This window comes from Mesorhizobium sp. WSM4935, assembly GCF_029625735.1.
Lineage (GTDB): Bacteria > Pseudomonadota > Alphaproteobacteria > Rhizobiales > Rhizobiaceae > Mesorhizobium.
In genome coordinates this window covers 112,657-139,551 of the sequence record NZ_JARTVR010000009.1, presented here as the reverse complement: position 1 = coordinate 139,551, position 26,895 = coordinate 112,657, and the positions used below count along the sequence as shown (strand labels likewise).

The 26,895-nt window shown below is 63.8% G+C and carries 22 protein-coding genes; 17 read left to right on the top strand and 5 right to left on the bottom strand.

Annotated features, from left to right (window positions below; all coding sequences use genetic code 11):
* The first annotated feature begins 89 nt into the window (after positions 1-89).
* From P9273_RS20680 to P9273_RS20670, 3 genes are all read left to right on the top strand, one after another.
* Positions 90-887: a MipA/OmpV family protein gene (locus P9273_RS20680; RefSeq protein ID WP_278050555.1), complete on the top strand. Its 798-nt coding sequence runs from the start codon at positions 90-92 to the stop codon at positions 885-887.
* A gap of 302 nt (positions 888-1,189) precedes the next feature.
* Entirely contained in the window at positions 1,190-4,159 is a 2,970-nt protein-coding gene (gene ileS, locus P9273_RS20675) for an isoleucine--tRNA ligase (RefSeq protein WP_278050554.1), read from the top strand.
* A gap of 203 nt (positions 4,160-4,362) precedes the next feature.
* Positions 4,363-5,037: a hypothetical protein gene (locus P9273_RS20670; protein ID WP_041001078.1), complete on the top strand. Its 675-nt coding sequence runs from the start codon at positions 4,363-4,365 to the stop codon at positions 5,035-5,037.
* A 73-nt stretch (positions 5,038-5,110) separates the two neighbouring features.
* Here the strand turns inward: P9273_RS20670 and P9273_RS20665 are convergent, their stop codons facing one another.
* A complete protein-coding gene (locus tag P9273_RS20665) occupies positions 5,111-5,572 on the bottom strand; it encodes a nucleoside deaminase (RefSeq protein ID WP_278050553.1) in 462 nt (153 codons plus the stop codon).
* Between the two features lie 181 nt (positions 5,573-5,753).
* On the opposite strand from P9273_RS20665, the gene P9273_RS20660 reads away from it, so the two are divergent.
* The 5 genes from P9273_RS20660 to P9273_RS20640 all read left to right on the top strand — a co-directional run bounded on the left by P9273_RS20660 (position 5,754) and on the right by P9273_RS20640 (position 11,977).
* Positions 5,754-7,709: a pseudouridine synthase gene (locus P9273_RS20660; RefSeq protein WP_278050552.1), complete on the top strand. Its 1,956-nt coding sequence runs from the start codon at positions 5,754-5,756 to the stop codon at positions 7,707-7,709.
* Positions 7,690-8,244 (top strand): 16S rRNA (guanine(966)-N(2))-methyltransferase RsmD, encoded by a 555-nt coding sequence (gene rsmD, locus P9273_RS20655; RefSeq protein ID WP_278050551.1) that lies wholly within the window; start codon positions 7,690-7,692, stop codon positions 8,242-8,244. Before P9273_RS20660 ends, rsmD begins: the two co-directional genes overlap by 20 nt.
* 126 nt (positions 8,245-8,370) lie before the next feature.
* Complete coding sequence (locus P9273_RS20650) at positions 8,371-9,729, top strand: M16 family metallopeptidase (protein WP_278050550.1); 1,359 nt, start codon at positions 8,371-8,373, stop codon at positions 9,727-9,729.
* Entirely contained in the window at positions 9,729-11,126 is a 1,398-nt protein-coding gene (locus P9273_RS20645; protein WP_278050549.1) for a M16 family metallopeptidase, read from the top strand. Before P9273_RS20650 ends, P9273_RS20645 begins: the two co-directional genes overlap by 1 nt.
* Positions 11,123-11,977 (top strand): patatin-like phospholipase family protein, encoded by an 855-nt coding sequence (locus tag P9273_RS20640; RefSeq protein ID WP_041001065.1) that lies wholly within the window; start codon positions 11,123-11,125, stop codon positions 11,975-11,977. The genes P9273_RS20645 and P9273_RS20640 overlap by 4 nt, the downstream gene beginning before the upstream one ends.
* A gap of 192 nt (positions 11,978-12,169) precedes the next feature.
* On the opposite strand, the gene P9273_RS20635 is transcribed toward P9273_RS20640, so the two are convergent.
* On the bottom strand, positions 12,170-12,817 hold the full coding sequence (locus tag P9273_RS20635) for an outer membrane protein (RefSeq protein WP_278050548.1): 648 nt from the start codon (positions 12,815-12,817) through the stop codon (positions 12,170-12,172).
* 531 nt (positions 12,818-13,348) lie between these two features.
* Entirely contained in the window at positions 13,349-13,921 is a 573-nt protein-coding gene (locus P9273_RS20630; protein WP_278050649.1) for a DUF1003 domain-containing protein, read from the bottom strand.
* 171 nt (positions 13,922-14,092) lie between these two features.
* Here P9273_RS20630 and P9273_RS20625 point away from each other — a divergent pair, with 171 nt between their 5' ends.
* Together P9273_RS20625 and P9273_RS20620 are read left to right on the top strand one after the other, a co-directional pair.
* Positions 14,093-14,722 carry a hypothetical protein gene (locus P9273_RS20625; RefSeq protein ID WP_278050648.1) on the top strand — a complete coding sequence of 210 codons (630 nt, stop codon included), beginning with the start codon at positions 14,093-14,095 and terminating at the stop codon, positions 14,720-14,722.
* Positions 14,723-14,933: 211 nt separating this feature from the next.
* Positions 14,934-16,706, top strand: coding sequence for an SLC13 family permease (locus P9273_RS20620; protein ID WP_041001057.1), 1,773 nt, complete (start codon positions 14,934-14,936; stop codon positions 16,704-16,706).
* Positions 16,707-16,751: 45 nt separating this feature from the next.
* Here the strand turns inward: P9273_RS20620 and P9273_RS20615 are convergent, their stop codons facing one another.
* Positions 16,752-17,831: a mechanosensitive ion channel family protein gene (locus P9273_RS20615; protein WP_278050547.1), complete on the bottom strand. Its 1,080-nt coding sequence runs from the start codon at positions 17,829-17,831 to the stop codon at positions 16,752-16,754.
* A gap of 66 nt (positions 17,832-17,897) precedes the next feature.
* Here P9273_RS20615 and P9273_RS20610 point away from each other — a divergent pair, with 66 nt between their 5' ends.
* The 7 genes from P9273_RS20610 to P9273_RS20580 all read left to right on the top strand — a co-directional run bounded on the left by P9273_RS20610 (position 17,898) and on the right by P9273_RS20580 (position 26,070).
* On the top strand, positions 17,898-18,140 hold the full coding sequence (locus tag P9273_RS20610) for a hypothetical protein (RefSeq protein ID WP_278050546.1): 243 nt from the start codon (positions 17,898-17,900) through the stop codon (positions 18,138-18,140).
* A 355-nt stretch (positions 18,141-18,495) separates the two neighbouring features.
* Positions 18,496-19,401 (top strand): abortive infection family protein, encoded by a 906-nt coding sequence (locus P9273_RS20605; protein ID WP_278050545.1) that lies wholly within the window; start codon positions 18,496-18,498, stop codon positions 19,399-19,401.
* Positions 19,402-19,614: 213 nt separating this feature from the next.
* Positions 19,615-20,664 carry a LacI family DNA-binding transcriptional regulator gene (locus tag P9273_RS20600; RefSeq protein WP_278050544.1) on the top strand — a complete coding sequence of 350 codons (1,050 nt, stop codon included), beginning with the start codon at positions 19,615-19,617 and terminating at the stop codon, positions 20,662-20,664.
* 84 nt (positions 20,665-20,748) lie between these two features.
* Positions 20,749-21,987 carry an ABC transporter substrate-binding protein gene (locus P9273_RS20595; protein WP_442920248.1) on the top strand — a complete coding sequence of 413 codons (1,239 nt, stop codon included), beginning with the start codon at positions 20,749-20,751 and terminating at the stop codon, positions 21,985-21,987.
* A gap of 297 nt (positions 21,988-22,284) precedes the next feature.
* Positions 22,285-23,205, top strand: a complete 921-nt coding sequence (locus tag P9273_RS20590; RefSeq protein ID WP_278050543.1) for a carbohydrate ABC transporter permease — start codon at positions 22,285-22,287, stop codon at positions 23,203-23,205.
* A complete protein-coding gene (locus P9273_RS20585; protein WP_278050542.1) occupies positions 23,205-24,062 on the top strand; it encodes a carbohydrate ABC transporter permease in 858 nt (285 codons plus the stop codon). Before P9273_RS20590 ends, P9273_RS20585 begins: the two co-directional genes overlap by 1 nt.
* A gap of 19 nt (positions 24,063-24,081) precedes the next feature.
* Complete coding sequence (locus P9273_RS20580) at positions 24,082-26,070, top strand: glycoside hydrolase family 127 protein (protein WP_278050541.1); 1,989 nt, start codon at positions 24,082-24,084, stop codon at positions 26,068-26,070.
* Between the two features lie 9 nt (positions 26,071-26,079).
* Here the strand turns inward: P9273_RS20580 and P9273_RS20575 are convergent, their stop codons facing one another.
* On the bottom strand, positions 26,080-26,889 hold the full coding sequence (locus P9273_RS20575; protein WP_278050540.1) for an endonuclease/exonuclease/phosphatase family protein: 810 nt from the start codon (positions 26,887-26,889) through the stop codon (positions 26,080-26,082).
* Positions 26,890-26,895 lie beyond the last annotated feature (6 nt).

Sequence of the window (26,895 nt, the reverse complement as noted above, 5' to 3'; positions counted from 1 at the left end):
CGATTTTAAGTCAAATTTTACCGAACGCACGGCATTGCGTTGGGCGTCGGCGGGTGGTGCTGCCGGCGCGTTTCACGTAAGGGGTGACAATGCGTATTGGCGGGAAGATTCCTCTGGCTGTCGCCGTGAGCCTGTTCACCCTACCTGTCGCCCAGGCGGGCGAGGGCGGCTGGATATCCGGTGACTGGTATCTCACCCTCGGCGCCACGGCTCTCGTCGCGCCGAATTTCGAGGGCGGCAAGAGATACATGTTGAGCGCCCAGCCGATCATCTCGCTCGGTAAGGTGGGTCCCGAGGCGCGCTTCACCTCGCGCAACGACAACATCTCGCTGGCGCTGATCGATGACGGTTCCGTTCGCGCCGGCTTGACCGGCAAGTTCGTATTCTCGCGCGAGAGCAAGGACGAGTTGAAGGGCCTCGATCCGGTTCGCTGGGGCGGCGAGGCGGGCGGATTCTTCGAATTCTACCCGCTGGATTGGGTGAGGGCGCGGGCGGAGCTCAGGCACGGCATTCGAGCCCATAACGGTTTCGTCGCGGATATTGCCGCCGACGCCTTCTACGACATCACGCCGACGGTCCGCATTTCCGGCGGCCCGCGCGTCTCTTTCGCCTCGTCCAACTATTTCGACGCCTATTACGGCGTCAGCGCCAAGGAAGCGGCGGCTTCGGGCTTGAGCGAGTACCATCCGGGCGGCGGCGTGAAATCGACAGGCCTCGGCGGCGCGATCACCTGGAAAGTGACGGAGCCGATGACGGCGAGCGTCTTCACCGAGTATTCGCGCCTGATAGGGCCGGCTGCCGATTCCAGCCTGGTCAAGGAACGGGGCGACCGCAACCAGTGGACCTTCGGTGTCTCGACCACTTACCGCTTCAATTTCACAATGTAGGTCGTGAAAGCGGCTTCACGCCTTGAAATCCGCGCTTTATTCCTGTCGCGCCATCCGCTAAAAGCCACGCCATGACGAGCTTTTCGCGCCTTTTCGCGATCGCGATACGAATTACGGGCCCGGTGTTCCGGGCGGCCTGAGCGCCGCTGGAGCCGCCGGGAGTTTCGCGCGCGCCCCTCGCGTTTTTCATGAACATCAACGCATATCGCCCGAATGTGGCTTCGGTTTTGGGAAAACGATACGCGTCAAAGCAAGACTTGAACGCCCGGCTTTGTCGTCGGGTACCCTGAGATGGCAGATCAATGACCGACACCGTTGAGACGATCGATTATTCCAAAACGCTTTATTTGCCGCAGACGGATTTCCCGATGCGCGCCGGGCTGCCCGAGAAGGAGCCGGGCCTGGTCAAGCGCTGGCAGGACATGGACCTTTACAAAAAGCTGCGCGAGGAGGCTGCCGGCCGCGAGAAATTCGTACTGCATGACGGCCCGCCCTACGCCAACGGCAACATCCATATCGGCCATGCGCTGAACAAGATCCTCAAGGATGTCATCAACCGCTCCTTCCAGATGCGCGGCTACGATGCCAATTACGTGCCGGGTTGGGACTGCCACGGCCTGCCGATCGAATGGAAGATCGAGGAGCAGTACCGCGCCAAGGGCAAGAACAAGGACGAGGTTCCGGTCAACGAGTTCCGCAGGGAATGCCGCGACTTCGCCGCCAACTGGATCAAGGTGCAGGGCGGCGAGTTCCAGCGCCTCGGCGTCATCGGCGATTTCGACAATCCCTATACGACCATGGCTTACCATGCCGAGTCGCGCATCGCCGGCGAGCTGCTGAAGTTCGCGATGTCCGGCCAGCTCTATCGCGGCTCGAAGCCGGTGATGTGGAGCGTGGTCGAGCGCACCGCGCTTGCCGAGGCAGAGGTCGAGTATCAGGACTATGAGAGCGACACGATCTGGGCGAAATTCCCGGTCGCGAGCCTCGCCCAGCCGGTCGCTGGCGCCGATACGGCGCCAGCGCTGGATGAGACCGCGCTCGATCTCGTCGAGGCGCATGTCGTCATCTGGACGACCACGCCCTGGACCATCCCCGGCAATCGCGCGGTCAGCTATTCGCCGCGCGTCGCCTATGGCCTCTATGAGGTGACGGCGGCCGAGAACGCCTTCGGCCCGCAGCCCGGCGAGAAGCTGATCTTTGCCGACGCCTTGGCCGAGGAATGCGCCGCCAAGGCCAAGGTTACATTGAACAGGCTTCACAGCGTATCGGCCGAACAGCTTGGCAAGCTTACGCTTTCGCATCCCTTCAAGGGGCTCGGCGGCGGCTATGAATTCCCGGTGCCGATGGTTGCCGGCGAGCATGTCACCGACGATGCCGGCACCGGCTTCGTGCATACCGCGCCCGGCCATGGCCGAGAGGACTTCGACGCCTGGATGGAAGCGGCCGCTGACCTGCGGGCACGCGGTGTCGATACCACGATCCCCTTCACCGTCGATGATGCCGGCTTCTTCACCAAGGACGCGCCGGGCTTCGGCCCGGGGCGCGAAGGCGGCGCGGCGCGCGTCATCGACGACAACGGCAAGAAGGGCAATGCCAACCAGGCGGTCATCGACGAGCTGATCAAGCGCAACGCGCTCTTCGCGCGCGGCCGGCTGAAGCACAGCTATCCGCACTCCTGGCGCTCCAAGAAGCCGGTCATCTTCCGCAACACGCCGCAATGGTTCGTCTATATGGACAAGGACCTCGGCGACGGCACGACGCTGCGCAGCCGCGCGCTGAAGGCGATCGACGATACGCGCTTCGTGCCGGCGGCGGGCCAGAACCGCATCCGCGCCATGATCGAGGAGCGCCCCGACTGGGTGCTGTCGCGCCAGCGCGCCTGGGGCGTGCCGATCGCCGTCTTCGCCGATGACGACGGCAACGTCCTGAAGGACGAGGCCGTCAACCGACGCATCATGGATGCTTTCGAGAAGGAGGGCGCCGACGCCTGGTTCGCCGAGGGCGCCAAGGCGCGCTTCCTCGGCAACCACGATGCCTCGAAATGGCACCAGGTGATGGACATCCTCGACGTCTGGTTCGACTCCGGCTCGACGCATGTCTTCACGCTGGAAGACCGCCCGGATCTCAAATGGCCGGCCGACGTCTATCTCGAGGGCTCGGACCAGCATCGCGGCTGGTTCCATTCCTCGCTGCTCGAAAGCTGCGGCACCAGGGGCAGGGCGCCTTACGACACGGTCATCACCCATGGCTTCACCATGGATGAGGAAGGCCGCAAGATGTCGAAGTCGCTCGGCAACACCGTCGTGCCGCAGGATGTCATCAAGCAGTCCGGCGCAGATATCCTGCGGCTTTGGGTGGTGACGACCGATTATTGGGAAGACCAGCGGCTCGGCAAGAATGTGCTGCAGACCAATATCGACGCCTACCGCAAGCTCAGGAACACGATCCGCTGGATGCTGGGCACGCTTGCCCATGACGATGGCCAGGATGTGCCGGTCGAGGCCATGCCGGAACTGGAGCGGCTGATGCTGCACCGGTTGTCCGAACTGGACGAGGTGGTGCGCCAGGGCTACGACGCGTTCGAGTTCAAGCGCAACACCCGCGCATTGCTCGACTTCATGGTGGTGGAGCTCTCGGCCTTCTATTTCGACATCCGCAAGGACGCGCTTTATTGCGACGGGCCGTCCAGCCTGCGCCGCAGAGCGGCCGTGCAGGTGGTGCGCCACCTCTTCGAGTGCCTGGTGAAGTGGCTCGCGCCGATGCTGCCCTTCACCACCGAGGAAGCCTGGCTCGACCGCCATCCGGAAGCCGTCTCGGTGCATCTCGACCAGTTCCCGGCAATTCCGGAAAGCTGGAGGAACGAGGCGCTTGCCGAGAAATGGCGCAAGGTCAGGCAGGTGCGCCGCGTGGTCACCGGAGCGCTCGAGATCGCAAGGGCCGAGAAGGTGATCGGCTCCTCCCTGGAAGCCGTGCCGGTGGTCACCCTCGACGACGCCGCGCTGGAAACGGCGATCGCTGATGTCGACATGGCCGAGATGGCGATCACCAGCGACCTCGTCATCAGCCGTGGCAAGGCGCCGGAAGGCGCCTTCACGCTCGACGACGTCAAGGGCGTGGCGGTGGTGGTGGAGAAAGCCGAGGATCGCGGTCTGGTCAAATGCGCGCGCTCCTGGCGCTACACCGCCGATGTCGGCCAGGATCCGGAATTCCCGGATGTCTCGGCCCGCGATGCGGCCGTGCTGCACGAGCTAAGAGCATTGGGCCGACTGTAGCCACTGTTTATAAGCCGGTGCAAAAGTGCCACGCCGGGCGGCCTGAAACCGCCCATGCGTTGCCCTTAACAAGTGGTTGAGGTAAACACGCGACACTCCGGCAGACAAATTGTCGCCGGATTTCCATCGCAAGTGCGGGGAAGAAGGGGACCGTGCCGTTGGCCGGTGGCGACCGAAAGGCTGTTAGAGTGGGACTTTTTGGCATGACCGACAGAACGTTTGCGCGCGCCGCGCTGGTGGCGCCGCTTGTGGTATCGGCCATCGCTTTGTCCGGCTGCATGAGCTCGCCCACCTACGGAACCGGCAAGACGGCTGCCGCGCAGCTGTTCGACGATGTTTCCGGCGCCGCCTCGATCACGCCGAAGCGTCGCGATCCGATCGACTACAAGCCGCGTCCCGACCTGGTGAAGCCCGCTCCGGGGCAAAAGGAAAGCCTCCCACCGCCGCAGCAGAGCATTCAGACGGCGAGCGCCGACTGGCCCGAATCGCCGGAGGCGCGCCGCGCCCGCATCCGTGCCGACGCCACCGCGCACCAGAACGATCCCAACTACCAGCCGGAAGCAGTCGAGGACGTGCAGACCGATCCCGAAGCGGTGAAGAAGGCGATGGCCGAGTCGGGCTCCAGCCATCCGCCGCGCTGGTCGCCGGATGATTCCAGCGCTACGCGCCGCGCCGAGATTCAGCGCCGGCTCGCCGAACAGAAGCAGGGCGACCCGACTGTTCGCAAATATCTGAGTGAGCCGCCGCTCGCCTATCGCCAGCCCGCCGACACCGCGCCGCAGAACGAGCTCGGAGAGGACGAGTACAAGAAGGAGCGCCGCCTCAAGGCGCAGGCGGAAGGCAAGAAGAGCGGCTGGTTCGATTGGCTGGGTCTGTGAACAGCGAATAGTGAAAAGTGAATAGTGAATAGTGAATAGTGAATAGTAGCATCTATTCACTACTCACTACTCACTACCACTCGCCGCCATTCCGTCTCTCCCGAAAGAAATCCTTGAGAATGAGGGCGGCGTCGCTCTCGCCGAGCCCCGGATAGATGTCCGGCATGTGATGGCAGGTCGGTGACGCGAAGAAGCGCACGCCGTTGATCACCGCGCCGCCTTTCTCGTCGGCGGCGCCGAAATAGAGCCGCCGCAGCCGGGCGAAGGAGATGGCGCCCGCGCACATCGCGCAGGGTTCCAGCGTTACATAAAGGTCGTGGCCCGTCAGCCGCTCGCTGGCGAGCTTGCGGCACGCCTCGCGGATCGCCAGCATCTCGGCATGCGCGGTCGGGTCCGACAGTTCACGCGTGCGGTTGCCGGCTTTCGCGACCACGGTGCTGCCATTGGCGATGACGGCGCCGACCGGCACCTCGCCGCGGCCGGCGGCCGCCTCGGCCTCCTCAAGCGCCAAGGCCATGAAATGCGGTCGTTTCAAGCGGTTTCCATTCCGATTACTTCTCGCCACCCGGGAGTGATCCTGTTATCTAGCGCGAGACCTTGAAAACCGGAATCGGTTTTTGCCGCGCGGCTGGATGCGCAAAATCAAGAATGACACTGCCTGCGTTGGGCGTCCGCAAGGGCGCGCGGCGTCGTAGCAGGCGAAGACGGACAAAGTAATGGACGACGACAAGAAATCTCCACGCGGGCCGCGCAAGGGCGGCTCGAAACCGGCCGGCCCGCGCGGCGGCAAGCCGGGCTTCGGCGCCAAGAAGCCGTTTGCCAAAGGTGAGCGGCCGGTGGCCGCCGGAGGCGAGCGCGGCGACTTCAAGCGCAGCGATAAGCCACGCGAGACAGGCGAGGGCGCGGAGCACGGCGAGCGACCGTTCCGCAAAGGTCCGCAGCGCGACGGCAAATCCTTCGAAAAGCGTGAAGGCCGCAAGCCTTATACGCCGCGCGGGGACCGCCCGATGGCTGCGGAAAGCGGGCGTCCGGCGCGCGACTTCAAGCGCAGCTACAAGCCGCGCGAGGTCGGTGAAGGTGCAGAGCGCGGCGAACGACCCTTCCGTAAAGGCCCGCCGGGCGACGGCAAGCCCTTCGAGAAACGCGAAGGCCGAAAGCCTTACGAGTTGCGCGGCGACCGGCCGACGACCGCTGAGGGCGAGCGCGGCGAACGCCGTTTCGACCGCCCCAAGCGCGAGTTCGGCGATCGTCCCGGACGCGACTTTGCCGACCGGCCGAAACGCAATTTCAGCGATCGTCCGCGCGCCTCAAAGCCGGAAGGAGGCTTCAAGCCGCGGCCGCGTTCCTCGGAAGCCGCGCTGGAGAGCGGCGAGCGCATCGCCAAGCGGTTGGCGCGCGCCGGTATCGCCTCGCGCCGCGACGCCGAGGAGCTGATCGCCGCCGGCCGCGTCAAGGTCAACGGCAAGGTGCTGGACTCGCCCGCTTTCAACGTCGGCGCCAACGACGTCATCCATCTCGACGGCACCGAGATCCCGCCGATCGAGCGCACGCGCCTCTTCCTGTTCCACAAGCCGGCGGGCGTCGTCACCACCAACCGCGATCCGGAAGGCCGCAAGACCGTGTTCGACGTGCTGCCATCCGATCTGCCGCGGCTGATGACGATCGGCCGGCTCGACATCAACACCGAGGGCCTGCTGCTTTTGACCAATGACGGCGGGCTGGCGCGTGTGCTCGAATTGCCGGCCACCGGCTGGCTGCGGCGCTACCGCGCGCGCGTCCATGGCAAGGTCGAGGAGAGCGCGCTTGCCGGCCTGCGTGACGGCATCGCCGTCGACGGCGTCTTCTACGGCTCCATCGAGGCCTCGCTGGACCGCGAGCAGGGCACCAATGCCTGGCTGACGCTCGGCTTGCGCGAAGGCAAAAACCGCGAGGTGAAGAACATCCTCGGTGCGCTCGGCCTCGAGGTGACGCGGCTGATCCGTATCTCCTACGGGCCGTTCCAACTGGAGGACCTGCCCGAGGGCCATGTGCTGGAGATCAAGGGCCGCGTGCTGCGTGAACAGCTTGGCGAGCGGCTGATCGAGGAATCCGGCGCCAATTTCGATGCCGAGATCCAGAAGCCGTTTTCCAACAAGCCGGTGCGCGGCGGCGGGCCGCGCCGTGAAGACGTCGAACGGCCGAAATTCACCCGCGACGGCGACCGCCGGCCGATCGGCGAGGGCGGGCTGATCAAGGCGCGCAAGCGCCGCGAAGACAGCCGCGACGAGGCGCTGAGCAAGCTTTCGACGAAACCGGACAGGGCGTTTGGCGAGCGCAGCGCGAAGTCCGACCGCGGCGGTTTCGGCGACAAGCCTCGCAGTGGGTTCGGCGAGAAGCCCCGCTTTGGTGGGAGGAAATCCGAGCGCGAGCAGAGGCCGATCGAACCGCCGAGGCAGCGCAAGGCCAATGTCTGGATGGCGCCGGGCGCCAGGCCGATCGGCAAGGGCAGGGCTGAGGCCGATGCCGCCAGAGCCGCCGAGGCGAAGAAGCGCAAGGCGTCGTTCAAACCGGGCGGCAAGGGCAAACCGGGCGCAAAGCCGTTCGGCAAGCCGCGCGGCGAGCGCCCGGAAGGCGATGGCGGCAACAGGCCGCGCGGTCCGAAGAGGGGCGGCGATGCGGATCGTCGGCGGTGAGTTCCGCGGGCGTCCGCTGGCGACGCCGAGAAGCAATGCCATCCGCCCGACCACCGACCGCACCCGCGAGGCGGTGTTCAACGTTCTGGCGCATCGCTACGCGGAAAAGCTCGAAGGCGTCCGCGTGCTCGATCTCTTCGCCGGCACCGGCGCGCTCGGGCTTGAGGCGCTGTCGCGCGGCGCTTCATACTGCGTCTTCATCGAGGAATCGACGGAGGGGCGAGGTCTGATCCGCGAGAATGTCGAGACCTATGGGCTCACCGGCCGCACCAAGATCTTCCGCCGCGACGCCACGCATCTCGGCGACGCCGGCACGATCTCGCCCTTCGGGCTGGTCTTTGCCGACCCGCCCTATGGCAAAGGGCTTGGCGAGCGCGCGCTGCGCTCGGCCAAGGCCGGTGGCTGGCTTCTGGCTGGCGCGCTCTGCGTCGTCGAGGAGGCCGCCTCGGCGCCGTTCGAGCCAGGCCCCGGTTTTTCCGTGATCGACGAGCGCAATTACGGCGAAACGATCATCCGCTTCATCGAGGTGGAGTGAGCGAGGCGCGTCCCTTCTCTCGCATGGGAAGAAGGAAAAGGCACAAGCGCCTCGAAAATGCCGAACAATTCACTTTGCCTCGCCAGCGAACCTTGCCTATCGTCGCAACCGGGACCGGAGACCTTGATGACAACAACGGGGATTGGGCTGCGAGCGGCGCTTCTTGTCGGCACGCTGGCGCTCGCCGCGGCTCCGGCCCGCGCGGCAGACGACAGCGCGGTCAAGGATTTCCTGCTCGACAACGGCATGGAAGTGGTCGTCATCCCGGACCACCGCGCCCCGATTGTCACGCATATGGTCTGGTACAAGATTGGCAGCGCCGACGAGCCGCCCGGCAAATCCGGCATCGCGCATTTCTTCGAGCACCTGATGTTCAAGGCGACGACCCACCACGCCGCCGGCGAGTTCGACCGCGCCGTGGCCGAGATCGGCGGCTCCAACAATGCCTTCACCTCCTATGATTACACCGCCTTCCACGAGACGGTGCCGCCTTCCGCGCTCGAAGAGATGATGGGCTTCGAGGCCGATCGCATGCGCAACCTCATCCTGACCGACGATGTCATCAAGACCGAGCGCGACGTGATCCTGGAGGAGCGCCGCTCGCGCATTGACAGCAATCCGCAGGCGGTGCTCGACGAGGAGGTCGACGCGACGCTCTGGCAGAACCAGCCATACCGCATTCCGGTGATCGGCTGGCTGCAGGAGATGGAAGAGTTGAACCGTCCGGACGCGAAAGCCTTCTACGACGCCTATTATCGGCCGAACAACGCTGTGCTGGTGGTGGCGGGCGACGTCGATCCCGACGCGGTGAAGGCGATGGCCGAAAGGACCTATGGCAAGGTCGCTCGCGGCCCGGACCTGCGGCCGCGCATCCGCCCCGTCGAGCCGGAGCAGAACACGAAGCGCACGGTGACGCTGACCGACGCGCGCGTCTCAGTGCCGAACTTTTCGACGCAATGGGTGGTGCCGTCCTATCACACGGCCAAGCCCGGCGAAGCCGAGGCGCTCGACCTGCTTGCCGAGATCCTTGGCGGTGACAACCGCAGCAGGTTGTACCAGCAGCTGGTCGTCAAGCAGGGTATCGCTTCCGAGGCCGGCGCCTACTTCCAGGGCACCATGCTCGACGCCACCAACTTCACCGTCTATGGCGCTCCGCGCGGCGACGCCAGGCTTGCCGATGTCGAAGCGGCGGTCGATGCCGAGATCGCCCGCATCGTCAAGGACGGCGTGAGCGACGACGAACTGGAGCGGGCCAAGACCCGCTATGTGCGCTCGATGATCTTTGCGCGCGACAAGCAGGAGGATATGGCCAACATGTATGGCTCGACGCTTGCCACCGGCGGCAATGTCAAGGACGTCCAAGAATGGCCGGACCGCATCCGCAAGGTAACCGCCGACGAGGTGAAGGCGGTCGCCGCTCGCTACCTGGTGCTCGATCGCTCCACAACCGGCTATCTCTTGCCGCAGCAGCAGGCGGGGAATTGATGATGAGCATGGCAATCGCAACGACAAAGAGCATCTCGTACCCCGCGGCGGAAGGCGGCAGGGTCTACCGCGCCGTCGCCACCCTTTGCTTCGCCCTGTTCTTCCTGTTTTTGCCGGTGCTTGCCGCGCGCGCCGAGATGAATATTCAGGAGGTGAAGTCGAAGAAGGGCGTCACCGCCTGGCTGGTGGAGGACCATTCCATTCCGCTGATTGCGATCCGCTTCGTCTTCGACGGCGGCACGGCGCAGGACCCCTCCGGCAAGGAAGGCCTGGTCAACCTGATGACCGGACTGTTCGACGAGGGCGCCGGCGACCTCGACAGCGAGGCCTTCCAGATGAGGCTCGACGATGCCGGCGCCGAGATGAGCTTCCAGGCGGCGCGCGACGGCACCTATGGCTCGATGCGCATGCTGTCCGACCGGAAGGACGAGGCTTTTGGCCTGCTGAAGCTGGCGGTGAACAGCCCGCGCTTCGACCACGCGCCGATCGACCGCATCCGCGCCCAGATCCTCTCCGGCATTCTCGCCAATGAGCGGGACCCCAACACGATCGGCCAGCAGCGCTGGCTGCGTGCGATTTATGGCCAGCATCCCTATGCGCGGCCGGACGAGGGTAACAAGGACAGCCTCGCCACCATCACTGCCGACGACCTCAGGGCCTTCCACAAGGCGAACTTCGCCCGCGGCGGCCTGCATGTGGCGGTCGTGGGCGACATCGACGCCGCCACCTTGAGCGGCAGGCTTGACGAGGTGTTCGGCGAGCTGCCGGACAGGCAGACGCTGGCGCCGGTTGCCGACATCAAGCCCAAGCTCGGCCAGCAGCTCGAAGTGAATTATGACTTGCCGCAGACTTCCCTGCAGCTTGCCTGGCCGGGCGTGAAGCGCAGCGACCCCGATTTCTACGCCGCCGTGCTGATGAACGAGATTCTCGGCGGTTCGACATTTACGTCGCGGCTTTACGAGCAGGTGCGCGAGAAGCGCGGCCTTGCCTATAGCGTCAGCTCCGATCTCGTCGATCACGAGCATTCCAACGCGCTGCTGGTGACGACGGCGACGCGTTCCGACCGCGCCGCCCAGACGCTTTCGATCGTGCGCCAGGTGGTGAAGGACATGGCCGAGAACGGCCCCACCGAGGAGGAACTCGCGGCGACCAAGAAATACATGATCGGCGCCTACGCCATCAACAATCTGGATTCCTCCAGCTCGATTGCCGCGACCCTCGTGGAACTGCAGCTCGATAATCTCGGCATCGATTATATCAAGCGCCGCGCGGCTCTCATCGACGCGGTGACGCTGGCCGACGTCAAGGCGGCGGCGAAGAAGCTCCTGTCGGCCGACCCCGCGGTGATGGTCATCGGGCCGCCGCTGGTGCAGGTGGCCGGAGGCGGCAAGGGATGAGCCCGACCTTCGGGGTGGCCTTCGGCGGCGGCGGCGCGCGCGGTCTTGCGCATATCCATGTCATCGAGGCTCTCGACGAGCTCGGCATCAAGCCGACGGCGATCGCCGGCTCCTCGATCGGCGCCATCATGGGCGCCGGCATGGCGGCGGGCATGACGGGCGCCGAGATCCACGACTATGCCCGGTCGATCCTCGGCAGCCGGGCCGAGGTGGCGGCGCGCATGTGGCGCTCGCGGCCGGGCACGATCGCGGAGGCCATGCAGGGCGGCATCCGCGTCAGCCAGTTCAACATCGAGCGCATTCTGAAAGCCTTCCTGCCCGAGGCGATTCCGCAGACATTCGAGGCGCTGAAGATCCCGCTCAAGGTGACCGCGACCGATTATTTCGGTCACAGCCTTGCGGTGTTCACCGAAGGCGACCTGCATTCGGCGCTTGCCGCTTCGGCGGCGATCCCGGCGGTCTTCCGTCCGGTGACGCGCGAGGGCCGCGTGCTGATCGATGGCGGCATCTACAACCCCGTGCCTTTCGACCTCATCGAGAGGGACGCCGACATCATCATCGCAGTCGATGTCGTCGGCGCGCCGAGCGAGGCCGAGCGCAGGCATCCGACCACCGTCGATCTGATGTATGGCGCCACGCAACTGATGATGCAGTCGATCATCGCCAACAAGCTCGGGCAGCACCCGCCGGACATTCTGATCCGCCCGAATGTCTCGAAATACCGCGTGCTCGAATTCCTCAAGATCGAGACGCTGATGGCCGAGACGGTTGAGATCAAGGACGAACTGAAGCGCGCCGTCGAGAAGGCCGTGGAAGCGCAAGTCGGCAGGCGGGGCGAGACCCCTATTTAAGCGAATCAGCTCCGTCCGATTCGCGCCGCCCGTAGCCAATCTCCGTTGTTGGAATGGCCGGTCTCATCGTGCTCGATAAGCCGCGCTCACACCCCAGGCCATTGCCGAACAAAGAAAAGCCGCCACTGGTGAACTGACCGCTTCGGGAGTCAGTTCACCATGTGGCGGCTTTGTGTCCTGTCCGCTAACAGATCAGAACTTGTAGTTCAGACCAATGCGAACGGTGTGAAAGGCGATCTTGTCCGTCAGCGTGTCGGGCCCGACGGTAATAACGTCCGCTTTCCCGAGATCGGTGTAGAGGTATTCGGATTTGATCGTCCAGTTGGTATTGATGGCGTATTCGGCACCGGCGCCAATGGTCCAGCCGGCCTTGGTCTTCGATCCGCTGACTGCTGGAACCCCGATATCGGTCTTAAAATGGCCGTAAGCGAGACCGCCCGTGCCGTAAATCATGAAGCGGTCAACAGGCGTATAGCCGATGCGCGCGCGCAGCGTCCCGAACCAATCGACCTTCGTCTTCAAAAGAGTGATGGGGAAGGAAAGATCACCCTTGATGTCGGCGCCCTGGAAATCGGTCTCGACACCATACACCACTTGGCCGGATTGCCAGTTGTAGCCGGCCTGAACACCGCCCAAAAAACCGCTTGAGCTGACGTCGATACTCGTAGGGGTGCCGGTGGCCGTGTGTTTGAACGTGCCGAAACCGCCGCCAGCGTTCACGCCGATATAAGCGCCGGTCCAGTCGAAGGAGGCGGCAACTGGCGCCTCCTGCAAGACGTCGGCCGCGTAGGCGGTGCCGCTGGCGAGGACGAGAGCGGTTGCAAGAAGAAGCTGTTTCACGGGATGGCCCTTTCGTTGCCAAAACTGCAAAGCTGGAAGGGCTTGACCGCCGGAATCCGTGCGATACGCCCACCGCAAACCTCTCGGTCTGCTTCCATGCTAGGTCGGATAATGCCCCCCAGAAGGGCCTAAATACCACCTAAGCGCGAGTAGCCTTGCCGCCGAACTCGGCCGGTTGTCAATCTTGCCAATTCGAAGACCCGAGTATTTTTCTCAGGAGATGCGGGAAAGCCACACACGCTCGGAGCGGGCGCGTCGCGAAGTGGCGGCATTGAAGCGGTCGTCGGCGGCAGCCTGGAAACTGTGCCGCGAGGTGGAGAATCCTCGCTCAGTGCTGGAAATCCGATACGGCACCGCACATTCATCTAAGCCGCCAAGACTACCGGGGTCGCCGATTGCGCCGCTGCGACATCGCCGAGTTTCCGCTGCCCGAGGGCGTCCGCTTTGTCGGATGGGCGCTCCCCAGCTCGCGCACAGCGGCTTCGGATGCGTGCTTTGCACTGTAGCAGCCAGAAGCATGACTGCAGCGAGTCAACTGGCTCTTGCTCGCTCACCCGCCTCTTCGATCTTGTCCAGAACGGCTTCGGGCGCGACGTCGCGCTTCAATTCCTTCAATTCGTCGTCCGCTTCGATTTGCACATCCAGGTGCTTGGCAATCTGTTCCACCAGCCTGATGAGCCTGGTCGTCTCGTGTTCGTTGAGCAGGCTTACCTGCAGATCGAGGTCCGCCCTGGCGTCATCCTCGGCGGCCATGCGGTTCTGGTTGATCAGCACGAAGGTCGACAGAAAGATCGCCTCGACCGAGGCAAACATGGCCAGGACGACCAAAGAAGGGTCCCACGGCTTGATGAGGTTTATTATTCCGACATTGAGGACGATCCAGGCGCCGAAGAAGACGAGGTGGATATAGACGAACATCATGCTGCCGGCGAAGCTGCTGATTGCCGCCGCCGCGCGCTGCTCCAGGGATGCTGCCTTCGCCTCGCGCTTCCGCCTCTCGATAAGAGCGTCGATGTTGCGCGCCAGGGCAGGGGCGAGGCCTTCCGCCGCCGGCGTTGTCGGAGTGGCGTAGCGATGATCCTCTGGGGCGGCTGTGGGACCCATGAAGTCTCTCCCGTTTAGGCAGCCTAACTCCCTGTTCGGCAATTCGCTCCATCCGATATCGAGAGATACGAAATGCCCGGGACCTCGTTCCACCCGGCAGCGGGGCCGGCAGCCCGCTTGCACGGCTCCATCCGCGTTGAGTTCGATGGGCGAGAGACCTATTTAACGGGGATGTCCGCGCGCCGAAAAATCGACCCGACCGCAAAGCTGGTCGCAGAGTGGCCGCTGTCCACTGCGGCGACGCTTGGATCGTCGATGAGGGCGAGAGGCATTTTTCTTGAAATGCGGGCTCGCCTTCCGATCGCCTTGAGAAAGCTGCTCCATATCGAGTCCAGGGTGCTCACCTTGCGCCTGCCGGAGGGCTCGGATGCCGACGCCGGGGCGGCATCGGCGGTCGTGTCCAAAGCCATGCAGAATATCGAAGAGCTCCCCGTGATCCCTCGCGAAGTCGAGGACATCCTGACGATCTCGGCGGGCGAACGGCACCGCTGGCTGAAAGACGGTCGGCTGAAAAGCGCCGGGACCAGAACGGTCAAGCTTCGCGGACGGGCAAGAAAGATCACCTTTCACGTCTTCGACCCGCGCCACATCGAGGATGTGCTCGACCGCGACCTCGTCACCCTCTGGCGCGAGCAAGACGCAGCAACAGCTGCCGAGAACCGGCGTCGAGCCGCCGGCAAGGCGGCCCTGATGCGCGCTCAAAAGAGCCGCGCGGCCGCAGGTGCGGATGACAGCGGACGGCCCGAAGCCTCTCGCCTGCGCGGCTGGGAAGATTTCGAGAGCGACGGACTGCTGCGCTGACTGCCTTGCGGACGCGCCCATGCGCGGGCGAGCCGTGGCACGCCAGCAGCGATAGGCCAGTTTCCATCCGCGCCCGAAGGAAGAGCCGGGCGAGGGGAACCGCCCCCATGCGCGATGCTTTCAGCTGCGCGTGCTGCCACAGCCGTCGGGCCAAAGCAACAAAGGAGCAGTCTGGGCGTTCTGATCAGCCGCTTGCGGAGCAGCCGAACACATGACTATGCCGCAAATTCTGTCGTTCGCCGTCACCTTCGTGATGATGGCAGCGTTCGTATGGGGTCGCTATCGCTATGATCTCGTCGCTGCCGCGGCATTGTTGCTCGCTCTCGCCGCTGGGATTGTGCCGTTTGACAAAGCCTTCAGCGGGTTTAGCGACGATATCGTGATCATTGTCGGCAGTGCTCTGCTGGTGAGCGCAGGCATAGCGCGATCGGGCATCATGGAACTCGCCATCCAGCGCTTTGCTCCGAAATTGTCGGGAGTTCGGTCGCAACTGGCGCTGCTGGTGATCGTGGTGACGTGCCTGTCTGCCTTCGTCAAGAATATAGGCGCGCTGGCGATCATGATCCCGATCGCCTTTCAGTTCGCGCGCCGGTCGAGCACTTCACCGTCCATATTTCTGATGCCTATGGCGTTCGGGTCGTTGCTCGGTGGTCTCATGACGCAGGTGGGCACTTCCCCGAATATCGTTGTCTCCCGAGTGCGAGAGCAGTTGACCGGAACGGCGTTCACAATGTTCGACTTCGCACCCGTCGGAGCGGCTGTAGCCGTCGCTGGAATGATCTTCCTGATGTCTTTCTATTGGCTGTTGCCAGTGCGCGAAAAGCTCGGCGGGGCGCTGAATGAAGCCCTCGACATCAAGGATTACCTGACAGAGGCTCGAGTTGTCGGCGATTCCACCGTGCTTGGGAAAACGGTCGCGGACGTCATGAAGCTTGCCGGCGGCGATGTCATCGTGACGTCGATCTTGCGCAAGCGGACGATGCGGATGACGCCGCTGCCCGACGCTGTCCTGAAGGTGGACGACATCCTGTTGCTCGAAGGCGACCCGACGGCGTTGGATCGACTTGTCTCGCAAGGCAAGCTCAGCGTCACGGGCGATCGGGGGACTGATGATGCCACCAGCAGCGAAATGGTAGCCATTGAGGCCGTAATTGGTGAAACCTCCTCCTTGATCGGCTGGACGGCCCAGCGACTTGCCCTCTACGATCGCTTCAACGTCAACCTCCTGGCAGTGAGCCGTCGCGGCCAGCGCCTCGACCGCAGGCTCGCCAATGTCGAGCTAAGGCTCGGCGACGTCGTCGTGTTGCAGGGCAATGCAACGACAATGCCCGAGACACTGCGCGAACTCGGCTGCCTGCCACTGGCTGAAAGGCCTATCCTTCTTGGCAGCGTTCGCAAAGGTATCGTGCCCGTGGCAATTCTCGCTCTTGCCATGCTCACGACTGCCGTTGGCCTGCTCCCTGTCCCCGTCGCCTTCTTTGCGGCCGCGGTGGGGATGGTGCTTTTCAAGGTCATCCCGCTCCGCGACGTCTACCAATCGCTGGATGGTCCAATCCTCGTGATGCTCGCCGTTCTCATCCCGGTGAGCGATTCGCTGCGCACGACAGGGGCGACCGGACTGCTTGCCGCGGAGCTTGCCAGGTTCGGGACCATTCTTCCGGCGCCGGGCGCACTGTTGCTCATCCTCGTCGCCGCCATGGCAGTGACGCCCTTCCTCAACAATGCCGCCACCGTTCTTGTCATGGCGCCGGTCGCCTCGGAATTCGCCGCCGATCTGGGCTACAGGCCGGAAGCATTTCTGATGGCTGTCGCCATTGGCGCCGGCTGCGACTTCCTCACGCCGATCGGGCACCAATGCAACACGCTTGTTATGGGGCCGGGAGGCTATCGTTTCAGCGACTATCCGCGTCTGGGGCTGCCGCTGTCCTTCCTTGTCATCATTGTTGCCGTGCCCATGCTGGCGATCGTATGGCCAATGACCTGACAAGCCATGGAGGAATGCGAACGACCTCGCTGGGAAGCGAGGAGTTCACCGCAAATTGCTCTTTGGGAACAGAACGCGATCGGGTTCGGCATTCATTCGCGCCAGCATTTCCTTGATCAGGCGTGTTTTGGTGCGTCCCGCTTCCTTGGGCGGCACGAGGTAACGCACGATGGCTTCGAGCCAGGTATTTTCGCTGACGCGGAAATGAACCACCGGATGCTCCTTCACTTGCAGCTCGTCCACCGGCGTTTTCGACAGGATGTCCTTATAGACCTTCACCTTCTGGCTCATGATGTCGCCGATCTGCTCGTCGACGACCTCTCTCATGGTTTTCGCCACGAATTCCAGATCGCTCTCATAGGCGAGCTGGAACTTGATTTCGTTCCAGACATAGGGAAACAGCGGCCAGGAATAGTTGAAGACCGGCGTGTCGAAGACGGTGGAGTTCGGGAACTTGATGACGCGTCCGCTCGGATGATCGGTCCAAAGGTGTTCGCCGCCGAATTCCCATAACGTCGTGTCGAGATAGCTGACGTCGATGACATCGCCATGGGCATCGCCGATGCGAATCCGGTCGCCAACGCGGTAAGGCGCCCGGGCCAGAATATAAATCCAGGCGATGAAACTGGAGATCGGCATCTGCAGCGCGAAGCCGAGTGTCAGTGAAATCAGGCCGAGCGAAACAACGGCGGCGTACCAGTTCACGAACAGAACTGAAATGGCCACGAAGACGACGGCGATCACCACGATCAATCGAAAAATTCGTTTCAGGTTGAAACGCGAGACACGATTGGGAATTCGGCCGATGAGAAAGACTTCGGTGATGTTCGCCACCGTCAGCATGACGAAGATGAGAAGGCCGCCCCAGACATAATTCAGCACGCGAACGCGCAAAGACGCGTCTAGCCATTCCAGGCGCCAATTGATGAGAAGTTGGACGGCAAAGAGCAGCAAGGCAGCGGCAGCGAAGCCAGCCGTCCACCAGAGGTCTTCCTTGCGAAAGCTGAAGCGGAATTTTTCCTCGGGTTTTTTCGCCTGCTGCTCGATGGTTTTCGGATCGGCAGTCCGCTGTGCGGCCCGTTCGAGCCGGGAAAGGTTCTCCTGTTCCTTGTCGCGCGGTTCCATGGCTTCGCCATCCGATGTCGCAACAACATCCAGCAGCGCCTTATCGTTCCCGACGGCGGCATTGCGATGAGGCGCTCGCCAAGCTCGGCGGATCTCGTCGCCATGTGCGACGTGCTCGAACCGGATCTGGGTTTCCTCGGCCGCCTTCAGACCCGGACCTGGCCGTCGCCGTCCCGGTGGCGCGAGTTCGGCGCGACGGCGACGCCTAGTTTCCGAAAATGGCGTATGCGTCTCTCCAACGAGCACCTGCACCACTTCGACCGCGACTCGCTGGTGGCGCTGCTGGCGCATCACGGCTCGAATGCGTGACGCTGAACGGATTCGAGGACGGCATCAGGCTGCGGCCCGGCGAGGTGGGGCCGAATATTTTGTCGGGGTTGTTTAGGAGACGGCAGGCAAGTTTCCATCCGGCGAGGGGCTCATCCGCGATGGTCTTCACTCCGCAGGCTGATCGGCACACCAGGCGAGAAGCACTGGCGCAATGGGGGAAAGGGGTGGTTTGCGGGATGCTCCATTCAAGCAGAAAGCGGTGTGGGGTGGAAGGATGGGCGACTAAAAGCCAACATCTCGTGCCATGGCAGGAGACAGTTGTGGCCTTTCGCCAAGCATTACTTTTCATCACAAAGATATAAGCCTCCGCTCTGATCCGATTTAGTATCGACCCATGCGAATCGAACTCTCAGAGCAGTCTATTGAAGCGCTCGCGGAGATTATCTCCGGTGGGGCGGCCAACGGCTACGAGCCGCCGATCGGCCTTTATCGGCAGGGTTGGCGGCTTGAGGCTTGGTTCAAAGGGTTCGGTGTTCCCTTCGACATCAAGGCTGAGAGCCGGCTCCCGGCCACGAAGACTGCGATCCGCGGGGCTGTCTTCATCGACAACGATAATGGTGATCTGCTCAGGCGGATCATTGAAAGCTCTGCAGATCCCCGGGACTTCATATCGGAACCCGAGCGGCACTTGGCCGTCGTTGACTATCTCAACAAGCACTTATTCTACGATGGCCTGAAGCTCGAACGCGCGGGTCGAACCATGCGCCTGGTCGAGATTGCGGAAGCCGCAGCCGCCACTGGTGAACTGTCGGCCATGGCTGCCGGTATTGATTTCGACACCGTCGGCCGAGATCTCGATCGCGCCCTCCGTGCGGTTTCTGACGATCCAGAAATTGCCGTCACTGCAACGTGTGCTGTCGTCGAAAGTGTATGCCGGTCGATCCTTGTGGAGCTTGAGATCGATTTTCCGACCAAGCAGGATGTATCGAGCCTCTATCGGGCAGTCCGGGAACCACTGGGGCTCGATCCGATGAAGGAGGGTTTGACACCGGAGATCGTCAACGATGTAAAGTCGGTGCTTTCCGGATTGGTGACAGCTGTACAGAGCATAGGGTCCCTTCGAACCCACGTTGGCGGTGCTCACGGCAAGGAGAAGGGCTTTCGCCGGATCGACGCCCGCATCGCCAAGCTCGCCATTCACTCAGCCTCGGCAATTGCGCTGTTCATAATCGAGACGTGGCAGATAAGGTATCCCGGCCGAAAGCTGCCGCTTCGCGACGAATCTAGAGAGGCATCATGAGTGCACCGATCATTGCCGGCCCGCCCCCAGATCGCCCGGGCGGATCAAGCGTCACCGGTGTCCTACCCCCCTTGCCAACCCCGCCGCCTTCCCCTAATCTCCCCTTGAGAAAACCTTTTCCCAAACCGCCCCGCGCTCGCTGATCTCACCCGTCAGCTTCGCGCGGGGCGGTAAGAGAAAACCTTTTCCCAACTTGAGGGTGCACTTCGAAATATGTCCGCCGACGCCGAGCCAGCGCCAGTTTCAGCCAAGCCGCCGGTCACGCTGCGCGAGGTAGCGGCTGCGGCCGGCGTCAGCGTGGCGACGGCGTCGAAGGCGCTGAACGGGCAGGGGCGGATGACCGCGGAGACGCGTGAGCGCATCCGCGAGACGGCGCGGCTGCTCGGCTTCCGGCCGAACAGCCTGGCGCAGAGCCTGTTGCGCAAGCGCAGCTTCACCGTCGGCCTGCTCACCAACGATACCTATGGCCGCTTCTCGCTGCCGCTGATGGCCGGCGTTTCGGATGCGCTGGTCGACAATGGCGTGTCGGTATTCCTGTGCAATGTCGAGGACGACACAAGGCTCGGCCAGCTGCATGTCGAGGCCATGCTCGACAAGCGCGTCGACGGCATCATCGCCACGGGAAAACGCATTGATCGCCATCTGCCGGTCGACCTTTCCAATCTGCGCATTCCGGTCGTCTACGCCTTCACCCAGCCGGATCCCGGCGCGGTCGGCCTCGTCTCCGACGACGCCGGCGGCGCGCGGCTTGCGGTCGAGCACTTTTTGCGGCTCGGGCGTCGTCGCATCGCCCATATCACCGGACCGGCGAGCTTTGCGGTGGTGCATACGCGGGCCGAGGCCTGCCGCGATGTCCTGAGGGAGAACGGCCTGGCCCTGAGCGAGCCGCTGCTTGGCGCCTGGTCGGAAGGCTGGGGGCACGAGGCGGTGGCAAAACTGTTCGGCAAGGCGGGCAGGGAAGGGTGGCCGGATGCCGTCTTCTGCGGCAACGACCAGATCGCCCGCGGCGTCATCGACGCATTGCGCGAGCGCGGCATCCGCGTGCCCGAGGATGTCGGTGTCATCGGCTTTGACAATTGGGAGATCGTGGCCGAGGCGACGCGCCCGCCGCTCACCTCGGTCGACATGAATCTTTCGACGCTCGGCCGCGAGGCCGGGCTCGCTCTGCTTTCGCTCGTGGGCGGCCAGTGGGCCGCGCCGGGCATCAGGAAACTGCCGTGCCGGCTGGTGGTGCGTCAGTCATGCGGCAGTCCGCCGGGATGAAGCAACAAGGCTTAAGCGCCCGGATCCGCCGGGCGCGTGGCCAAAACAGGGAGGAGAACCATGAGGAGGAGTAACGTGAAGACCATGCTTGCCAGGCTGATGTTTGCCGCAGCCGTGATCGGCGGCGGCCTGCAGGCGGCGTCCGCCGAGACCGCCAATATCTGGGTGCGCGCCGACGGCTCGAACTTCATGCCGCGCATCGTCGATGCCTTCAACAAGGCGCATAAGGACCAGATCAAGCTCGACATCATTCCCAATGCCGAGATCATCCCGAAATACGGCGCGGCCGCCGCCGGCGGCACCGCGCCTGACGCGCTCTCGCTCGACCTGATCTACACGCCGTCCTTTGCCGCCGCCGGTCAGCTCGAGGATATCACCGACTGGGCGAAATCCTTGCCCTATTTCTCCAGCCTCTCGCCGGCGCATGTGAAGACCGGCACCTATAAGGGCCGCATCTACGGCCTGCCGTTCTCGGCCGATTCTTCTGTGCTGATCTGGAACAAGAAGCTGTTCAAGCAGGCCGGGCTCGATCCGGAGAAGGGGCCGACCAACTGGGCCGAGATCGAGGCGGACGCCGAAAAGGTCAACGCGCTCGGCGGCGACATCAAGGGCTTCTACTTCTCCGGCAATTGCGGCGGCTGCAATATCTTCACCTTCACGCCGCTGATCTGGGCCTCGGGCGGCGACATCCTGTCGGAGGACGGCTCGAAGGCGACGCTGGACAGCCCGCAGCTGCGCGGCGCCATCGACCTCTACCGCTCGATGGTGAAGAAGGGGCTGGTGCCCGAGGGCGCGCAGACCGACACCGGCGCCAACTTCTTCGCCGCCTTCGCCGGCGGCAAGATTGGTCTCTCGCCGTCCGGCGCCTTCGCCATCGGCGCGCTCAACACGCAGTATCCGGACGTCGACTACGGCATCACCTTCCTGCCGGGTAAGGATGGGGGCTGGTCGTCCTTTGCCGGCGGCGACAATTTCGTCGTCACCAAGGGCACCAAGAAGATCGCCGTGGTGAAGGAGTTTCTGGACTTCGCCTATTCGCTGGAAGGCCAGACGATCCTTGCCAAATATGGCAGCCTGCCGGTGCGCGGCGACATCGCCAAGGAGGCGCTGAAGGATCTCGACCCGCGCTACCAGGTGGCGGCCGAGGCGATGGCCAAGGGCAAGACGCCTTATTCGGTGGTGTTCAACGACCTCATCAACTCCGCCAACGGCCCGTGGACGCAGATGATCAACGAAGTGTTCTTCGGCGACGATGTCGACGGCGCCATCGCCAATGCGCAAGAGACGATGCAGTCGATCATCGACCAGGCGCCGAACAAATAACCAGGGCCAGCCGGCGGCGGGGATCGCGCAACGCCTCGCCGCCAAGGCTCTGACCGGCCGCCCGCCCCGTCTCCCTGGCCGGGCGGCCGGATGATGTATCCGCTGAGTGGCAGGGACTATTGCGTTGAGAAAGCTCTCAAACATATCGATGGGCAGCCGGATTGCGATAGGCAGTTCGGGGCGCCGGCGGGCTGGCTCCTCCTTCTCCCCTTGTGGGAGAAGGTGGCCGAGCGAAGCTCGGTCGGATGAGGGGTGCTCCAGCGGAGTGAGACGCCGGCATTCCCTGGGAGCCAAGCCATGACCGCCATCACCGCGGCCTCCGCGCCCGTCCGCTCACGCGCCGGCGTCAGCCGCCGGCAATGGGTGGGCCTGCTCTACGTCCTTCCGGCGGTCGCTTTCGTCACCGTCTTTTTTGTCATCCCGCTCGGCATGACGGCGTGGATGTCGCTCAACAACTGGCCCTTGATGGGCGAGCATTCCTTCGTCGGCCTCGACAATTATGTCGCCATCCTGCACGACACGCGCTTCTGGAATGCGCTGAAATTCACCTTCTACTATACGGTGGTCGTCACCATCGCGATCTTCGCCGTCGCCTTTCCGCTGGCGATCTTCATCGAAAAGCCGCGTCCGCTCACCAATCTCTACCGCACCGCCTTCTTCATGCCGGCGGTGGTCGGCTTCGCTTCGGCGAGCCTGCTCTGGTCGTGGCTCTTGAATGTCGATTCCGGCTTGTTCAGCCCGGCCGCTTACGACCTCGGCCTGACCGAAAGGAAGGTCAATCTGCTGGCCACTTTCCAGCCGGCCTTCTGGTCGATCATCGCCATGGTGGTCTGGAAGGTCGCCGGCTTCACCATGATCATCCTGATGACCGGCCTGCAGTCGATCCCGCAGGATCTGCAGGAGGCGGCCGTCATCGACGGGGCAGGGCCGTTCGCCAGGTTCAGGGCGATCACCTTGCCCTTGATGCGCCGCACGCTGGCGCTGGCGCTGATCCTGTCGGTCGCGGGCTCGATCCTTGCCTTCGATCAGTTCTACATCATCCTGCGCGGCGGCCCGCGCAACCAGACGCTGACGGCGGTCTACTGGATATTCAACCAGTCCTTCGTCTCGTTCAAGCTCGGCTACGGCGCAGCACTTTCGATGGTGCTGCTGGTCATCCTTGTGGCGCTCAGCCTCGTTCAGCTCTGGCTGCTGCGCAAACCCGAGGGGCTCGACTGATGGCCGAAGCGATGTCGCAGAACCGCAAGGCGGCCTTCAGCTTTGCGAGGCACTCCACCGGCATGATCGCCTCGGTCCTGTTCTTGGCGCCGATCGTCTGGACCGTGCTCTCCACCTTCAAGCCGGCGCAGGAAGCGCGCCAGCCGCCACTGCCGCCTTGGCCGACCACCAGCTTCTCCGTCGAGAATTACGAGACGCTGAACACCTTCGGCGACGGGCTTTGGGCCTCGGCGCAGAACAGCATCTATGTCTCGGTGATGACGGTGCTCTTGTCGGTGCTGGTCAGCGTGCTCGCCGGCTATGGTTTCTCGCGCTTCCGATTTCCGTTCCGGGATTTCTTCTTCGTCCTCATCCTGTCGACGATCATGATCCCGTTCCAGTCGATCCTGACGCCGATCTTCCTGGTGCTGACCAAACTCGGCCTGCACAACACGCTGACCGGGCTGGTCTGCGTCTATGTCACGCTGCAGCTGCCCTTCTCGATCTTCATGATGCGCAACGCCTTCGACGCCGTGCCGCGCGAGATCGAGGAGGCCGCGCGCATGGACGGCGCCAACAATGTCACCATGCTGGTCAAGGTGATGCTGCCTTTGGTCTGGCCGGGCGTCGTCACCATCGCGCTCTTCGCCTTTCTCGGCGCCTGGAACGAGTTCCTGGCCGCGCTCGTGCTGATGACCGACCAGTCCAAATTCACCCTGCCGGTGATGATGACGGCGCTTCAGTCCGGGCGCTTCGGCGCCATCGACTGGGGCGCGGTGCAGGCTGGCGTCACGGTGATGATGGTGCCCTGCCTGATCCTCTTCCTGGCGCTGCAGCGCTTCTACATCCGCGGTCTCATGGCCGGGGCCGTCAAGTAATTCGAATGGAGTGAAGTTCATGACCGTATCGCAGCCCGCCGCCGCAACCGAGGCCGCCAGGCCGAAGCTCGCCTTCCGGCCATTGCCAGTGCCGCAGGTCGATGTCCGCGGCTTCTGGGGCGACCGTGTCGACGCAGTTGCCGCCAAGACCGCCGGCATCCTCTACGACCGCTGCGTCGAGGCGCGCATGCTGGAGCAGATCGATCCGGACCGGCCATCGCCGGGCGTCGTCATCCCGTTCCATTCGCCGTCGCCGGACGAGGCGGACGCGCAGGGCGCCGAGTTCACCGGCTCGACGGTGACTACGCAGATGTTCTGGGACTCCGACTGGGGCAAGACCATCGAGACCGCCGCCTATTCGCTGTACCGGCGCCGCAATCCGGACCTGGAAAGGAAGATCGACGCCGTCATCGACATGTACGAAAAGCTGCAGCAGGAGGACGGCTATCTGTCAAGCTGGTACCAGCGCATACAGCCGGGCCTGCGCTGGACCAACCTGCGCGACTGCCACGAGCTCTACTGCGCCGGCCACCTGATCGAGGGCGCGGTCGCTTATTATCAGGCGACGGGAAAGCGCAAGCTGCTCGACATCATGTGCCGTTACGCTGACCACATCGCCTCCATGTTCGGTCCCGAGCCCGGCAAGAAAAAGGGGTACTGCGGCCATGAGGAGATCGAACTGGCGCTGGTCAAGCTGGCGCGAGCGACCGGCGAGAAGAAATACATGGAGCTCGCCAAATATTTCATCGACCAGCGCGGCCAGCAGCCGCATTATTTCGACGAGGAGGCGCGCGCCCGCGGCGCCGATCCGAAGGCCTATCACTTCAAGACCTACGAGTATAACCAGTCGCACAAGCCGGTGCGCGAGCAGGACAAGGTCGTCGGCCACGCAGTGCGCGCGATGTATCTCTATTCCGGCATGGCCGACATCGCGACGGAATATGGCGACGACACGCTGCGCGTGGCACTCGACCGGCTCTGGGACGATCTCATGACGAAGAGCCTCTACGTCACTGGCGGCCTCGGACCGTCGGCACACAATGAAGGCTTCACCAGCGACTACGACCTGCCCAACGAGACCGCCTATGCCGAGACCTGCGCTTCCGTCGGCCTGGTGTTCTGGGCGAGCCGCATGCTCGGCATGGGCCCGAACGCCCGCTACGCCGACATGATGGAGCGGGCGCTGTATAACGGTTCGATTTCGGGCCTCTCGCTCGACGGTTCGCTGTTCTTCTACGAGAATCCGCTGGAGAGCCGGGGCGGCCACCATCGCTGGAAATGGCACCGCTGCCCGTGCTGTCCGCCCAATATCGGCCGCATGGTCGCTTCCATCGGCTCCTATTTCTATGGCCTCGCCGACGATGCGCTTGCCGTGCATCTTTATGGCGACTCGACCGCGCGATTCGAGATTGCCGGCCGGCAGGTGAGCCTCGTCCAGACCAGCAACTATCCGTGGGATGGCGCGGTCGCGATCGAGGTTGGGCCGGAAGCGCCGGTTGCGTTCACGCTTCATCTGCGTGTGCCTGCCTGGTGCCGCAAGGCAGCGCTTCGGGTCAACGGCAAGCTCGTCGATCTCGAAGCGGCGACGGTCGACGGTTATGCCGCGATCCGCCGCGAATGGCGCCAGGGCGACAAGGTCGAGCTCGACCTCGAAATGTCGATGGCCCGCCTCTTCGCCAACCCGCAGGTGCGCCAGGACATCGGCCGGGTGGCGCTGGCGCGCGGCCCGCTGATCTACTGCGTCGAGGAGACCGACAATGGCGGCGGGCTGCACCGTGTCGCCTTGCCGCGCGAGGCCAGGCTCGAGGCGCATGTCGAGCCGAACCTGCTCGGCGGCGTCGTCACCCTTTCGGCCATCGGCAGCAGGGCCGATACGGAAAGCTGGGGCGCCGATCTCTACCGCCCCGAACCGCCGGCGACAAAGGAAATGAAGCTCAAGGCAATTCCCTATTTCGCCTGGGACAACCGCGATCCCGGCGAGATGCTGGTCTGGCTGAGGGAGGGGTAGGGCAGCACGCTACAAATGCACGTAGGCCGTCAGTGGCAGGTGGTCGGAGGCGACGCGCGACAGCGGCGTGTCATGCGCCTCGACGCCTGAAACCAGACCGTGCCGGTTGCCCATGATGCGGTCGAGCGCCAGCACCGGCATGCGGGACGGGAAAGTGGGCACCGCCGGCGGCGCCGGCCCGAAGGTCGTGTGCAGCGTGTTCAGCGCCGAGCGGTTGCCGAGCCGCCATTCGTTGAGGTCGCCGAGCAAAAGCGTCGGCCTCTCGTCGGCGCTGCTCATGATGTCGAGCACCACGCGGGCCTGCTCGGAGCGCGAACGGCGCAAAAGGCCGAGATGAGCGGCGATGACGCGCAGCGATCGTTTCTCGTCGAGATCGATTTCGGCGACCAGCGCGCCGCGCGGCTCCAGTCCCGGCAGCTTGATCTGGTGGACGTCGCGCACGGTGCCGCGCTTGAACAGAAGCACGTTGCCGCGCCAGCCATGCCCCTTGCCGTTTCCCGTGACCGGCACCGGCACCAGCCCCGTTTCCAGTTCCAGCCGGGCAAGGTCGAGCAGCCCGGCCCTGTCGCCGAAGCGGTTGTCGGCTTCCTGCAGGGCGATCACGTCGGGGCTGATCTCGCGGATGACGCGGGCCGTCCTTTCGGGATCGAACCTGCGGTCCGTGCCGATGCATTTGTGGACGTTGTAGGAGGCAACGACGATTTCAGTGTCGTTGACGCGCTTGCGCGGCGTCGCCTTCGCCTTGCGCGCATTTCTGCGGCGTATCGACAAGAGCACGGTTTCTGGCAGGCTGCGTCCCTTGATGTCGTCTATCTCCATGATCCT